Origin of the sequence: Shewanella sp. 5_MG-2023, assembly GCF_030547465.1 — a bacterium.
In the GTDB taxonomy this organism is placed as follows: domain Bacteria; phylum Pseudomonadota; class Gammaproteobacteria; order Enterobacterales; family Shewanellaceae; genus Shewanella.
On the sequence record NZ_JAUORC010000016.1, the window covers coordinates 73,962 to 87,952 of the forward strand.

13 protein-coding genes are annotated in these 13,991 nt (G+C 39.5%); 11 read left to right on the plus strand and 2 right to left on the minus strand.

Annotated elements, in window-relative coordinates:
* The 6 genes from lapB to Q4557_RS11195 all read left to right on the plus strand — a co-directional run bounded on the left by lapB (position 1) and on the right by Q4557_RS11195 (position 6,239).
* Positions 1-1,161, plus strand: a complete 1,161-nt coding sequence (lapB, locus tag Q4557_RS11170) for a lipopolysaccharide assembly protein LapB (protein WP_102476829.1) — start codon at positions 1-3, stop codon at positions 1,159-1,161.
* Positions 1,162-1,188: 27 nt separating this feature from the next.
* Complete coding sequence (gene pyrF / locus Q4557_RS11175) at positions 1,189-1,884, plus strand: orotidine-5'-phosphate decarboxylase (RefSeq protein ID WP_102439827.1); 696 nt, start codon at positions 1,189-1,191, stop codon at positions 1,882-1,884.
* 86 nt (positions 1,885-1,970) lie between these two features.
* The gene (locus Q4557_RS11180) at positions 1,971-2,774 is read left to right on the plus strand and encodes an SDR family oxidoreductase (RefSeq protein WP_303412712.1); all 804 of its coding nucleotides are present in this window, start codon (positions 1,971-1,973) and stop codon (positions 2,772-2,774) included.
* 27 nt (positions 2,775-2,801) lie between these two features.
* Complete coding sequence (locus Q4557_RS11185; RefSeq protein WP_102439829.1) at positions 2,802-3,353, plus strand: DUF2058 domain-containing protein; 552 nt, start codon at positions 2,802-2,804, stop codon at positions 3,351-3,353.
* Positions 3,354-3,465: 112 nt separating this feature from the next.
* Complete coding sequence (locus tag Q4557_RS11190) at positions 3,466-4,266, plus strand: CLCA_X family protein (RefSeq protein WP_303412715.1); 801 nt, start codon at positions 3,466-3,468, stop codon at positions 4,264-4,266.
* Between the two features lie 215 nt (positions 4,267-4,481).
* Positions 4,482-6,239 carry an acyl-CoA dehydrogenase C-terminal domain-containing protein gene (locus Q4557_RS11195; RefSeq protein ID WP_303412717.1) on the plus strand — a complete coding sequence of 586 codons (1,758 nt, stop codon included), beginning with the start codon at positions 4,482-4,484 and terminating at the stop codon, positions 6,237-6,239.
* Positions 6,240-6,305: 66 nt separating this feature from the next.
* Here Q4557_RS11195 and dacB read toward each other — a convergent pair whose 3' ends face one another.
* Positions 6,306-7,757, minus strand: coding sequence for a D-alanyl-D-alanine carboxypeptidase/D-alanyl-D-alanine-endopeptidase (gene dacB, locus Q4557_RS11200; RefSeq protein ID WP_303412719.1), 1,452 nt, complete (start codon positions 7,755-7,757; stop codon positions 6,306-6,308).
* 460 nt (positions 7,758-8,217) lie between these two features.
* Here dacB and pssA point away from each other — a divergent pair, with 460 nt between their 5' ends.
* The 5 genes from pssA to Q4557_RS11225 all read left to right on the plus strand — a co-directional run bounded on the left by pssA (position 8,218) and on the right by Q4557_RS11225 (position 13,213).
* A complete protein-coding gene (gene pssA, locus Q4557_RS11205) occupies positions 8,218-9,531 on the plus strand; it encodes a CDP-diacylglycerol--serine O-phosphatidyltransferase (protein WP_303412721.1) in 1,314 nt (437 codons plus the stop codon).
* Between the two features lie 77 nt (positions 9,532-9,608).
* Positions 9,609-10,379, plus strand: a complete 771-nt coding sequence (locus Q4557_RS11210) for a tRNA-uridine aminocarboxypropyltransferase (RefSeq protein ID WP_102439847.1) — start codon at positions 9,609-9,611, stop codon at positions 10,377-10,379.
* Positions 10,380-10,423: 44 nt separating this feature from the next.
* A complete protein-coding gene (locus tag Q4557_RS11215; RefSeq protein ID WP_102439834.1) occupies positions 10,424-10,747 on the plus strand; it encodes a hypothetical protein in 324 nt (107 codons plus the stop codon).
* 179 nt (positions 10,748-10,926) lie between these two features.
* Complete coding sequence (locus Q4557_RS11220; RefSeq protein WP_303412724.1) at positions 10,927-12,933, plus strand: ATP-dependent DNA helicase RecQ; 2,007 nt, start codon at positions 10,927-10,929, stop codon at positions 12,931-12,933.
* Between the two features lies 1 nt (position 12,934).
* A complete protein-coding gene (locus Q4557_RS11225) occupies positions 12,935-13,213 on the plus strand; it encodes a hypothetical protein (RefSeq protein ID WP_102439836.1) in 279 nt (92 codons plus the stop codon).
* Between the two features lie 112 nt (positions 13,214-13,325).
* Here Q4557_RS11225 and eco read toward each other — a convergent pair whose 3' ends face one another.
* Positions 13,326-13,889 (minus strand): serine protease inhibitor ecotin, encoded by a 564-nt coding sequence (eco, locus tag Q4557_RS11230; RefSeq protein WP_303412726.1) that lies wholly within the window; start codon positions 13,887-13,889, stop codon positions 13,326-13,328.
* Between the last annotated feature and the right edge of the window lie 102 nt (positions 13,890-13,991).

Below are 13,991 nucleotides of genomic sequence, written 5' to 3' on the forward strand. Positions count from 1 at the left end.
ATGCTTGAAATCCTCTTTCTGTTATTACCTATCGCGGCCGGCTATGGCTGGTATATGGGTCGAAGAAGTATAAGACAGAATCAAAAACAACAAAGTAAAAAACTAAGCCGTGATTATTTTACAGGGCTTAATTTTTTGTTGTCTAATGAATCAGATAAAGCGGTTGATTTGTTCATTACCATGCTAGATGTTGACGATGAAACCATAGATACCCATTTATCTTTAGGTTCATTATTTAGAAAGCGCGGTGAAGTAGACCGCTCCATTAGAATACATCAAAACCTCATCGCTAGACCAAGCCTGACCACAGAGCAACGCGATATTGCCATGATGGAGTTAGGTAAAGACTATTTAGCCGCCGGCTTTTACGATAGAGCTGAAGAAATCTTTATTAATCTTGTTAGTCAAGATGATCACAGCGAAGAAGCTGAAACTGCATTAATATCAATTTATCAAGTCACTAAAGAATGGCAAAACGCCATTAATATTACTAAACGCCTAAGTCGCAAACGCCAGCAAGTTTTAAAACATGTAACCGCTCATTTTTATTGTCAACTCGCTGATGAAGAATCTGGAAACGCTGAAAAAATCAAATATCTCCAACAAGCCATTAAATTAGATGATAAATGTGGCCGTGCCTGGTTAACGCTAGCGAAGATATATCTTGATGCTAACCAAGTAAGCCTATGTAAAAAAAGCTTAGTCGAGTTAAAACTTGCCGATATAGAGTTATTTGCTGATGCCATTGGTATTGCTAAGCAAGTCTACCGCGACAGTAACGATCTTGAAGGTTACCAAACCTTGCTTCAGCAAGCTTTACAAGAAGGCGCTAGCGCGTCAGTAATTATTGCGTTAGCTCAGCATAAAATTCAGCAAGGCTTTAGTGAAAATGCCGAAAAAATGGTGCTCGATCATTTGTATCGACATCCAACAATGAAAGGTTTCCAACATTTAATGCAATTGCATATCAAGCAAGCTGAAGATGGCCAAGCGAAACAAAGTCTTTCAATGCTTGAAAAGTTAGTAGAACAACAAATTAAATTTCGTCCTAGTTATCGTTGTAGCTCATGCGGTTTCCCTGCACACAGCCTTTACTGGCATTGTCCATCATGTAAAGAGTGGGGAAGTATAAAACGCGTAAAAGGGCTAGATGGCGAATAACTGATTTTTTATATTACTGGAGTGAACATGGCAGATAAACCGATTGTAGTGGCCTTAGATTATGACAATAAAAATGAGGCGCTTGCTTTAATCGATAAACTTGATCCTACTATGTGTCGTTTAAAAGTAGGCAAAGAGATGTTTACTTTATTCGGCCCACAACTGGTTAAAGATATCCATGACCGTGATTTTGATTTATTTCTGGATTTAAAATTCCATGATATCCCTAACACTGTGGCTAAAGCGGTATCAGCAGCTGCCGATCTCGGTGTTTGGATGACCAATGTCCATGCAAGCGGCGGTTTAGCCATGATGCAAGCTGCTAAAACGGCATTAGGGAATTATGGTAAAGATGCGCCATTATTAATCGCCGTGACAGTGCTGACTTCTATGAGTGATGAAGACCTCGCGCTATTAGGGATCAATGTGCCAGCTTCAGAACATGTTAAACGCCTAGCAGCGTTAACACAGCAAGCAGGCCTAGATGGTGTAGTGTGCTCAGCTCAAGAAGCAACTATGCTAAAACAAACATTTGGCGGAGACTTTAATTTAGTCACTCCCGGCATTCGCCCCGTTGGCGCTGATGTTGGTGATCAGCACCGTGTTATGACGCCACCAAAAGCAATTGCGGCTGGTTCAGATTATTTAGTAATCGGTAGACCCATTACTAAAGCGACAGATCCATTAGCGTCGTTACAGGCAATCGTTAACTCGCTTAAATAGCAGTTAATAGCGAACATTTTCGCCAGCACTAGCCTATAGCAGCGCAACTTTTAAACTGATTAATAACACACATGCAGGAGCATAAAATGTTTAATTATCAAGGAAAGAATGTCGTTGTTATAGGTGGCACCAGTGGTATCAATTTAGGTATAGCGTGTGCTTTTGCAAAAGCGGGGGCCAATGTGGCTGTTGCCAGTCGTAACATGGATAAAGTCAATACTGCGCTAGCTTTACTGCAGCAAACCAATCCCAAAGGTAAGCATATTGGGGTCAGTTTTGATGTCAGAGATTCAGACGCAGTTGCATCTGGTTTCAATAGCATCGCTGATCAATATAACACTATTGATATACTCATCAGCGGCGCTGCGGGTAATTTCCCTTCAAGGGCAAAAGATCTCTCCGTTAATGGTTTTAAATCAGTGATGGATATTGATTTATTAGGTAGCTTTCAAGTCATTAAGCAAGCTTACCCTTTGTTGACTAAAGGCAATGCGAGCGTGATACAAATCTCTGCACCTCAGGCTTACGTGCCAATGGCTTTGCAAGTGCACGTATGCGCTGCTAAAGCCGGCGTTGATATGTTAACTCGCACTTTAGCAATGGAGTGGGGCGTTGAAGGGATACGGGTAAACTCGATTGTACCTGGCCCAATCGAAGAGACAGAAGGTTTTGATCGCTTAGCGCCCAGTAAAGCTTTAAAATCAATGATAGCAGACAGTGTGCCATTAAAGCGCAATGGTCAAATACAAGATATTGCCAATGCAGCGTTATTTTTAGCTTCTGACATGGCCAGCTACATCACAGGCACCATTTTGCCCGTCGATGGCGGTTGGTCTTTAGGTGGCGCAGGCGCTGCAATGGATGCATTAGCAAAACATTTACCACAGTAATATGAACAATTTTTATAGGTGATTTAAATGGCAAACGCATTACAAGAGCAGCTGCTAAAAGCAGGACTTGCCAGTAAGCAAAAAGCGCGCGATGTGAAAACACAAAAGCGTAAACAAAAGAAAGCGAAAATAGATGATGGCAGTGCAGCGTTAAAGCAACAAATTGCCCAGCAAAAACTTGAACAAGCAGCGAAGGACAAAGCCTTAAACGAGCAGCGCTTTGCTGAAGCGTCAGAAAAAGGTCAGGTACGTGGTTTAATCACTGAATTTACTAAGTTTGCGATTAAAGCACCTGCAGGCGGCGAGATAAAATTTAACTTTACAGTTGAGAATAAAATTTTATCTGTTTATGTGGATGAAAAACTACAAGGCCAATTACAAACGGGTGTTGTTGGTATCGTGCGTTTTGAAGACAAAAGTTATATTGTGCCCCATAAACTTGCTGAACGAGTTAACTTGTTGGTACCTGAGTGGTGTGGGTATTTATGGCAAGAATCTGCTGATAATCAAGTTGAACAGGCCAGTGAAGAAAACGATCCTTATGCTGATTACGCTATTCCTGATGATTTAATGTGGTAAGGTTTTTTAACCCAAGCTAATGCTTGGGATAAAACAGAAATAAATGCCTCATGAAGAGGCATTTTTTATTGCAGATATTTACATAGCTGTAAAATAAATTTTGAGGTGATGTTTGTTAAAAACAGCCCGCTATTTTCGAAATGGAGCCGATTACCGCTCTGGTGAACAAGCTAATTTTATTGATATCAAACAGTGTTTTGGCCTCAATCATATCAGTGTGGGTAAATGGGTAACCAAAGAAGAATCTGATCTTGCCGCTAATTTAGTATTTGATTCAATGGCAGATTTATCGCAAATACTGCAAATACCCACAGAGCTTATTGGCCTTCGTAAAACGCTAAATTTGTTATTCGGTCGTGGTGGTCAAAAAGGTGTGCAGGCCCATTATTCTCCGCTAACTCGCGAGTTAGCTCTTGCTAAAAATGCGGGCGCGGGGGCTTTAGCCCATGAGTTTTGGCATGCATTTGATCATTATATTGTCGATAAGGCTTTTGATGTATCACCCCGGTTTTCATTTAAAAAATATCAATGCGCCAGTGACTTGTGGCTAAATGATTCACTATTAAAGTCTCATAAGCTTAATGACAATTTATCTGCTTTGTTTAAAGTGGTGTTGTTGTCTGATGATGGCGAACAGCCCAGTGAGTATGTCACTAATGCAATCAAACTTGATAAGCAGCAAGGCTGTTATTATTTTTCTAAGCCCACAGAACTGATGGCACGGGCATTTGAATCGGCGATTGAAGCTTGTAGTGATATACAAAACAATTACTTAGTCTCTGGTACATTAAAAAAGGATTTGGCGACACAATTGATGTTTCCAGCAGCGCAGCACAGATCGCAAATATTCTCAGCGATGATCGATTATTTTGCTTTATTAGGCGCAGCCTTTGAGCGCAAGCTTAATAATTAAATCGCTTATTTGTAAGATCCAAATCTTTGCCTATAAATTGTACTCTTTGTAGGCGTTCTTTATACTAAATTACTTATTTATCAGTATTTAATATGCTTTTATGTTTGTTCTATCACTAGAAATTAATCAATAACAATACTAGATTAATCTTGTATTTAGTGCGGTTTTTGTATAAATTGAAACAACTGTTTTAATTATCTGTTTAAGAGCATTCTATGAACCCTTACCAAGCCCCTTTAAAGGACATGCAGTTTTTGTTAGAAAACGTATTCGATGCGACGAATACTTGGCAGTCGATGCCAAATATCGCTGAGATGGTTGATATGGACACTGCTGTTGCTATTTTAGATGAAGCAAGCAAGATTAGTCGTGATTTGATTCATCCTATAAATAGAAGTGGTGATGAGCAAGGGGTTAGGCACCAAGATGATAAGGTCATCACACCAGATGGCTTTAAAGAAGTTTACCAGCAGTTTTCAGAAGGCGGTTGGGTAGGTTTATGTGGCGAACCTGATTTTGGTGGCATGGGAATGCCAAAAATGTTAGGTGTTTTGGTTGATGAAATGAATTACAGCGCATGTAACTCATTTACCCTGTATAGCTCATTAACTGCTGGTGCTGCGCTGTGTATTAATGCACACGCGACAGATGAATTAAAAGCTAAATATTTACCTAACTTGTATTCAGGTCAGTGGTCTGGTGCCATGGACATGACAGAGCCGCAAGCAGGTTCTGATTTACGCAATATTCGCACCAAAGCCGAACCACAAGATGATGGTAGTTACTCGATTACTGGTAGCAAAATTTTCATCACAGGTGGTGACCATGATCTTACTGAAAACGTTATCCACTTAGTGTTAGCGAAACTTCCTAACTCTAAAGGTATTTCATTATTTCTAGTACCAAAAATCACGGTTAACGATGATGGTAGCTTAGGTGGGGCTAATGGTGTGACGGTCGGCTCTATTGAACACAAAATGGGCTTAAAAGCATCAGCGACGTGTGTAATGAACTATGATGGTGCCAAAGGCTTCCTCGTTGGACGTCCTGATCGCGGCCTGGTTTGCATGTTTACCATGATGAACTACGAACGTTTAGCTATTGGTATCCAAGGCCTTGGTAGTGCTCAAGGCGCTTATCAGATGGCTGCTGATTATGCTAAAGAACGTGTGCAAGGTATTGCAGCAGGTGGTTCGCCAACAGGCAGTGCGGCTGACCCCATTATTGTTCATGGCGATGTGCGCCGCATGTTATTAACCATCAAGTCGGTTACCGATGCTGGCCGTGCGTTATCAGTATTTACCGGTAAACAATTGGATTTAGCAAAGCATGCTGAAGGTGATGTTCAGGCAAAAGCAGCCAAGTATGTGGGCTTACTGACACCGGTTTCAAAAGCGTTTCTAACTGACCGCGGATTAGACGCCACTATCATGGCGCAACAAGTATTTGGTGGGCATGGTTATATTCGTGAAACTGGTATTGAGCAGTTTGTGCGTGATACCCGTATTGCACAAATTTATGAAGGTACGAACGGTATCCAAGCAATTGATTTCTTAGGCCGTAAAGTCACTGGTGATAACCTTGCTACTTTGAATGCGTTTGTGGCAGATATCAATGCTGATTTAGCGGGCTTTGAGCATGTTTCTGAAGCTGACAGAAAAGCTATCAGTTCACGCTTTGATAATTTGCTGACATTAGCAAACTACATCAATGACAACAAGCTTACTCAAGCAGCATTAATCAACGCCAGTGCGGTAGATTTCTTAGATGCCTTTGGTTATATCCTATATGGCTATTACTCATTACTCATGGCAGAGCGTGCAGTTGGTCATGATGACAGCAGCTTTAGTGAGCAAAAGCGTTATGTGGCTAAATTCTATATGGATAAAATTTTGCCAAAAGCAGATTTTCATATTGCTCAAGTCAGTCAAGGTGATGATGCAATAATGGCTATGCCAGCAGAGTTATTTTAAACACCAATTGGTTCAATTTTCTGCTTGAGAAAGAGAGTTAAAGCGCATAGTTTACAATGCGCTTTTTTATGGCTGTAAATCATATAATCTTCGCAGTAATAGCGCGCTAAAAGGGGCTAGTCTTGTTTGTTTTGCATCAGGAGTGAGTCCATTTTCTATAATCACAAAGGCATAGTGTTTACCATTTTTTGCCTGAATAAATCCCGCTAAGTTTTCAACCCCTAGCATGGTGCCTGTTTTTGCTGATATTGCCGCTTTCAAAGGCGGTTTATTGAAATGTTGTTGGTATTTTAAGGTGCCGCTTTTACCAGATATAGGTAAAAACTCAGTTAGGTATTGAAAACGTGTATCGCTGTCGATGAGTTGCAGCACAGATAACATTTGTGCTGAAGTCAGTAAGTTATAACGAGACAAGCCTGAGCCATCAACGAGATTGGCATCATTAAATGGTAAGTTCAATTCGATTAAAATCGATTGTAATGCTTTAGCGCCCATAGTAAAGCCGTTAATATCAAGACCCTCTATGTTATCGCTGTTAAACGTTTGCCGGTAAAAATCTTGGCCAATGTTTTTTAATAAGCTATCGGCAATTAAATTATCTGACTTTTCCAGCATGATCTTTAATAATTTGGGTAACTTTTCAGACTGATGCGTGGCTAACAACTGCGCGCTAGGCGGGATGCTTTGCTTACTTATGATCAAATTAGCGTAATTGACTTGCTTGTCATTGAGTATGGCTTTGACCACATCTTTGGCATAGCGAGACGGGTCATTAACAGCAACGGCTAAACTTATAGTTTGATTGCCTGGGTAACAACCTGAAATTCGATAGCGATTGCCGTCAAAGCGTTGCATGTGTAACTCGCAAAATTGCGCCTTAGCTTGAGTAACGTCTATATTAGGTTTAAAAACCGCCTTGGTGCTGATTTCAACTGGGTATTGTGCATCTATTATGATTTCAGATGCGTTATCTGCTAGTGGACTTAGGCTTGCTCTGACACAGTTTTTATCAATAATAAAATCGGACACTGGCGCTGCGTAACAAATACCGAGGTCATCCCATACCCAGCCAGGTGCTCTAAGACTTTCACTGGTCGGTGATACTAAGATCACATTGCCATTTATATGTTGTATATCCTTAGTTTTAAGTGTGGTGAGTAGTTGTTTTAGTTGTTCACGAGTAAAGCTAGGATCACCACTAAATTTAATATACACATCACCATTGAGTTGCTGCTGTACTACAACTCCATCAATATATACTTGGGTTTCATAATAAAAATCAGTACCTAATTGCTTTGTAGCTGCAACGGCAGTAAGTAGCTTTTGGATGCTCGCGGGTTGCATTAATGTCTGCTCATTAATGCTGTAAACACTGCTGTTTTTTTCAATATCCCATATATTTATAGCCAGTTGTGATTGAGGAGGCGCAATATGTTGCATCACATTGGCTAAGTATTCATCGGCCCACACAGGTAAGCTAAATAAAGAAACAATTAATATACGTATTAGTAAATACATAACTAGCCAGTAGTAAAAGTTTGAGTCTCTCTAAAATACGTGATCTAACGGATTATTACAGTGATGAAGCGATAAAAATTGATGTTAGACCTTAGCGTCAGTTTTTGTGTTTGTTTTTTGCTCAACATAATTGATTTTTATTTATTCAAACAAGATAGCGTAGGTTGTTTTTTCTACAGGCCTTAACAATCACTTTAAAAGTTTGATCCAAAATCGTTCACTTGAGCCTCATAAACCCATCAAATAGGGCTATAACATCAGAAAAGCCTTGCTCATAAGCCGCTAAGTCGGTAATTTCTATATCCTAATATTTTTTGTTATTCAGTTAAAACGATGACAAAGTATAAATTTTAAGTGACAGTATTTATTATTCAAAATTAGAAACAAACGATAAATACTTACCTAGTCAATTTATATCGACGTTAATAGCATTTAACTGTTTAAGTTCAAGGAGGTTGCCTTGCTGGATAAGCTTGGTGGTATCGCATTACAAAATGAATCGTTAAAGTGGTTATTAACCCCGGTTCAATTTAAACAAGAATTGTTAACTCGCATCGCGAATGCTACGAATGTGATATATATTGCTGCGCTTTATTTAGAAGATGATGAAGCGGGCCGAGAAGTTCTTGAGGCGTTACTTGCAGCTAAAGCTGCTAACCCAGAGTTAAAAATAGTTGTCCTAGTGGACTACCATAGAGCTAGGCGTGGCCTAATTGGCCATAAAGGTGATAGTGGTAATTACATCATGTACCGCAAAGCCATGGCTGCTGCGAAGGCACCTTTTGACATCTTAGGTGTACCAGTTAAGTCTCGCGAGTTTTTAGGGGTATTACACCTTAAAGGCTTCATCATTGATGATGCAGTAATATTCAGCGGCGCTAGCATTAATAACATTTACTTTAAACAAAACGATAAGTACCGTTTTGATCGTTATCATGTGCTGGAATCTGCTGAGCTTTCTCGCAGTATGGGTGAGTTCATTGAGCAACATCTAATTAGCGATCCGGCTGTTTGTCCGTTGACTCAAGACAGCAGCGACGAAAAATGCCCTGATAAAAATGACATGCGCACCTTTAAAACTCGCTTATCACGTTCAGATTATCAGTTTGAAAGTACCCGTATTGGCAATCGTGTTACGCCGCTTGTAGGCTTAGGCCGCAAGAAGAATAAGTTAAACGAAGTGGTGATAAAATTGGTTGATGAATCAACCGAGTCACTGTTTATCTGTACGCCGTATTTTAACCCACCAAACTCTTTAGTGAGAGCGTTGACGCGTCATTTACGTAATGGAAAGAGTATTGATATCGTGGTGGGTGATAAAACCGCCAATGATTTTTATATCCCACCAGAGAAAGATTTTTCTACCATTGGTGCATTGCCTTACATGTACGAACAAACCTTACGTAAGTTTGTAAAACGTCAGCAATGGGCGATTGAAAACGGTCAGTTACGGATCCACTTATGGAAAGACGGTATCAATAGTTATCATTTAAAAGGGATTAGTGCTGATGGCAAAAAGCATCTCATCACTGGTTCTAATTTAAACCCAAGAGCGTGGGCGTTGGATTTAGAAAATGGTTTGTTATTGCATGATGACAGTGGTGTGTGGAAGCAAAGTTTTGAGGCGGAACAAGAATTTATTCTGCAGCATACCGAAAAACTGTTCCATTATAGTCAAATTGAAACCGTGCAAAAGTATCCGGCTCCTGTGAAAAAGATTATGACCAGGATAAAGCGCTTAAAAGCTGACCTTTTACTAAAAAGAATTCTATAGTAACTTCATCACCCAATTGGGTGATGAATTTTTTTGAACGTTATAAACTATAACGTGTAACCGAGAATAATCCCATGTTGGCGTTACCTCCTGAGCAGCAACACGCAGTTCATCGTTTGTATCAATACCGAAAATCTATTTCAACTAAACCATTTGCTGCCAGAGGGAAAAAACTCATTCGCTGCCAGTGGTGTTTATTAGGAGAAATTTTCTGTACCTGTCAACATAGACAATATATCAATACTGAAGCCCACTTCATGCTAGTCATGTATGATGATGAAGTGCTAAAGCCAACCAACAGTGGCCGTTTAATTGCTGATTTAGTCCCTAATACTAGCGCTTATTTATGGTCTCGTACTGAGCCCAATAAACAAATGATTGAAGCGATCAACGACCCCAAATATCAGCCAATGCTGATATTTCCTGAGCAGTATGCCCAAGAAGGGCAAATGGTGGTTAGTCATCCTAGTCAATGTGACAATGCCGCCACTGGTAAAATACCGCTGTTAATTTTATTAGATGGTAGCTGGCGTCAAGCGATCAAAATGTTTCGTAAAAGCCCTTATTTACATAGATTGCCATTGTTTTCTTTTAGTCCTGAAACCTTAGCTAATTACGAATTAAGAAAAGGCAGCCATGATTTTCAGCTATCAACTGCTGAAGTGGCAGCTCTGGCCCTTGAAGCCATCGACGAGCCATTAAACTCCAAAGCATTGAGCTCGTGGTTTAATTTATTTGTTGAGTCGTCGTTACTGGGTAGAAATCGTCGTTTAAAAGAAGATATCATTCCGATTGAAAGTTATATTCAGCAGTTTGAACAAGCAATGCTAAACGCAGCGGCTAAATAGCGTTTAAATACCATCATAAAAGCAGCGGATGCGAGTGTTACTCTATGTTAGAAAGTAAGTTGATTGTGTTATATCGTCTAGAGCCCGGTTGTTTGGGCCCCGATGGTATGGAGCACATACAAATATTTTGTGATTTAGCACAGCAAATGCTGGCAAGCCTTGATACTGCAACATGCCAATGGTTTTTAGAGCCACGTTACAACAAACAACTCGATGAAATGGCGTACTGTCTAGCCAATAACATGTTATCTCGTGAGCAAGCCACTAAATTTATGGTTCGCTTTGGCGATGATTTAGAGCAAGCTCAAGAAACCTTCGAAGACAAATTAACCTTGTTAATCAATCAATACCTATCACGTAAAGGCTAACCGACCTTGTTTATTTCAACTTTATGCTCCGATATTACTGTTTATTCTTTTGATGAATAAAGCCGTGTTCACCTCGGGTAAGTATTTTATAAGTTATTGTTTTATAAGCTTCAGAGTTTCAATTTTATTCGTGTTAGCGTATAATTGCCTTCGCTTTAATCATCAATCTAGGCTCCAGTATGCAAACTCCATCGTTTGATAGTCCTTCGCCATTACTACATGACAACGCCGATTTAATTCAAAAGCTCGAGCAGCAATTTGGATTTAATCAGTTTAGAGAAGGGCAAATTGATGTAATTAAACATATTTTGTCAGGAGCATCTTCTTTAGCCATTTTTCCTACAGGCTCAGGTAAATCACTGTGCTATCAATTTAGCGCCTTACAACTGGCTAATGTCACCTTAGTGGTATCGCCATTGCTTGCGTTAATGAAAGATCAAATCGCTTTTTTAAATGCTAAGGGAATAAATGCCGCCAGCATAGATTCAAGCTTAACCTTTGAGCAAACACAGCAGGTTATGCGTGATGTTCGCCGCGGGCATACAAAAATTTTAATGGTGTCAGTTGAGCGTTTTAAAAATGAACGTTTTAGGCAGTTTCTTAGCAGTATTGATATTTCATTATTAGTCGTTGATGAAGCTCATTGTATCTCTGAATGGGGCCATAACTTCAGGCCTGATTATTTAAAAATCCCATCTTATGTGCAGCAATTTAGTATTGCCCAAGTGTTGTTATTAACCGCCACAGCCACTGAAAAGGTAAAGCTGGATATGGCCAACCGTTTTGCTATTTTGCCTGAGCAAGTGGTACAAACGGGTTTTTATCGCAGTAATTTAGATATCAGTATCAAACCTGTTGTTGAAGCCGCTAAGCAATCGGAATTAGTCAACACAGTATCGCAATGCACAGGTGCTGGGATTATCTACGTGACCTTGCAAAAAACGGCAGAAGATATCGCGGCTTTTTTAAGTGCTAACAATATTCAAGCCACCGCTTATCATGCAGGACTTGATTCAGAGCTCAGAAATCGCATCCAACAGCAATTTATGGACGGCCAAATCAACGTAATTGTTGCCACAATTGCCTTTGGTATGGGAATAGATAAAAGCAATATCCGTTTTGTGGTTCATTACGATTTACCGAAATCTATCGAAAACTACAGCCAAGAAATCGGCCGTGCAGGCCGAGATGGGCAATTGTCTCATTGTATTACGCTAGCTAACAAAGATGGCTTAAATACCATTGAAAACTTTGTTTATGGCGATACGCCAGAACCCTCAGCGATTACCAACTTAATAGAACATATTAGCGCTGAAGTTGAACATGGCCGCTGGGAAATGCAAGAGTATGCGATTTCAACTAGCTGTAACATTAAACAGTTGCCGTTAAAAACCCTGTTAGTTCAACTTGAATTAGCCAACGTGGTGCAACCAAGCTTTGCTTATTTTGCTGAGTTTAAGTATCAATTTTTGATTGATAAACAGCAGTTGCTGGCCAGTTTTGATCCCCAGCGCCAAGCGTTTCTGCAGCAAATATTTGAGCATACTCGTTTTAAGAAAATATGGGGTCAACTAGATTTCGATAGCTTATATCAGCAATATGGTGCAGACAGGCAACGGGTAGTTTCGGCGTTAGACTACCTAGCAGACAAACAATATATCCAGTTAGAAACCAAAAAAATAACCCAAGTGTTTAATGTTGATATCAATGCTTTAAGTAATCCAAACCTTATTGTAAGTTTGTCTGATTACTTCCAAAGTAACGAAGTCAAAGAGATAAAACGTTTAAATCAGCTTATTAGTTTTTTTGAATCAACTGAGTGTATTACTGCTAAATTGGCGCGTTATTTTGATGATCAGCAAGCACCTAGTCATTGTGGTCATTGTAGTGTCTGTCGTGGGCAGATAGCATTGTTGCCGCAACAGGCATTAGCGCCAATCACTCAATTAGCGTCATTGCAGCAGTATCTTAATGAGTTTTGCACTCATATGAACGCAAAAGGCATTATGCCGATATCTGTAGCGGTTCAAACTAAATTTTTAGCAGGTATTAGTGTGCCGATTTTTACCCGCAACAAAGTAAAGCAACTGTCAGGTTTTGGTTATTGCAGTCAGTATCGATATCAAGACATCGTTGATTATATCAATCACATAAACGGTAATAACTCAGATATGGGACCAGGTTAATATGAAGAAGAAAGCCGTAGATGCACTACTTAAAAAGCATGAAAAACTTAACCATATTGAAGGGGTTAAAGTTGTTTCCCATACTCAGCGTGAAAAAGAAGAGTGGGTTTACCATACCTTGATGTTAGCGGGTTACGATGTAGCATTTAAATTTAAGCGTACTAAAAAATATAAGAGCTTGCAGGATCAACTTGTGAGTTTAGTGTATTACCCTGAAGAGCATACTGTGGCTGGATTTAGCGTAGAGATTATGCAGGTTGTTCGGGTTAAACGTTGTTAAATTATTACTTTGGATCCAGTTAAATATTAAACAGCGTTAGCAGATGCACCATGGTTATTTGGGTTATCTGCTGACGCTTTGTTATAACGCTGTTTAGCCATGGTCCCACACATTAATTTGAATAGTGGTAATCACCTTTAGCTTGCCAAATACGGTATCTTAACGTTGCATCTTCAGGTAGGTAAAATATTTTTGGTAAACGGCTATCATAATTGATGCTCAAGCTTTGTCCCATTGGCACAAATTTAGCCGTTTTAGGTTCATTACACATCATCATCGTACTTGGCCCTACCGTTATACTATCGACGCTATAAAACGGATATCCCCAGCCTGATAAATTCTGCTCGACCAATTTGCCACTTAGTCTATGGTGATTACAATCTACCAGCTTATTTTGGCCAATTTGAATTTCAATTTTATAACTCGCCTCATCATCACGCTGTGCTAATTCAAGTATATGTTGCACTTGCTTAGTCGCTGGCTTTGGAAACATCTTTATATTGTCAATTAGCTGATAATTTTCATGAGTATTTTTATGCATGGTTATCATTGCGGGTTGACTAAATTGGTTAGGCACAGGGTTAGTGGCATAAGCGGGTACTATTACTGTCGACGATACGCTTAATAACGTTGCCATAGGTAGTTTATTTAATTGGTTTTTTAGTAAAATTTTCATATGGTTTCTCTTATGTAAAATGTTATTGTTATGATTGTTATTGTTTTAAACGTATCAAATGCGTAAAAGGGTTATATTTTTTAAATTTAATTTTTTAGCATT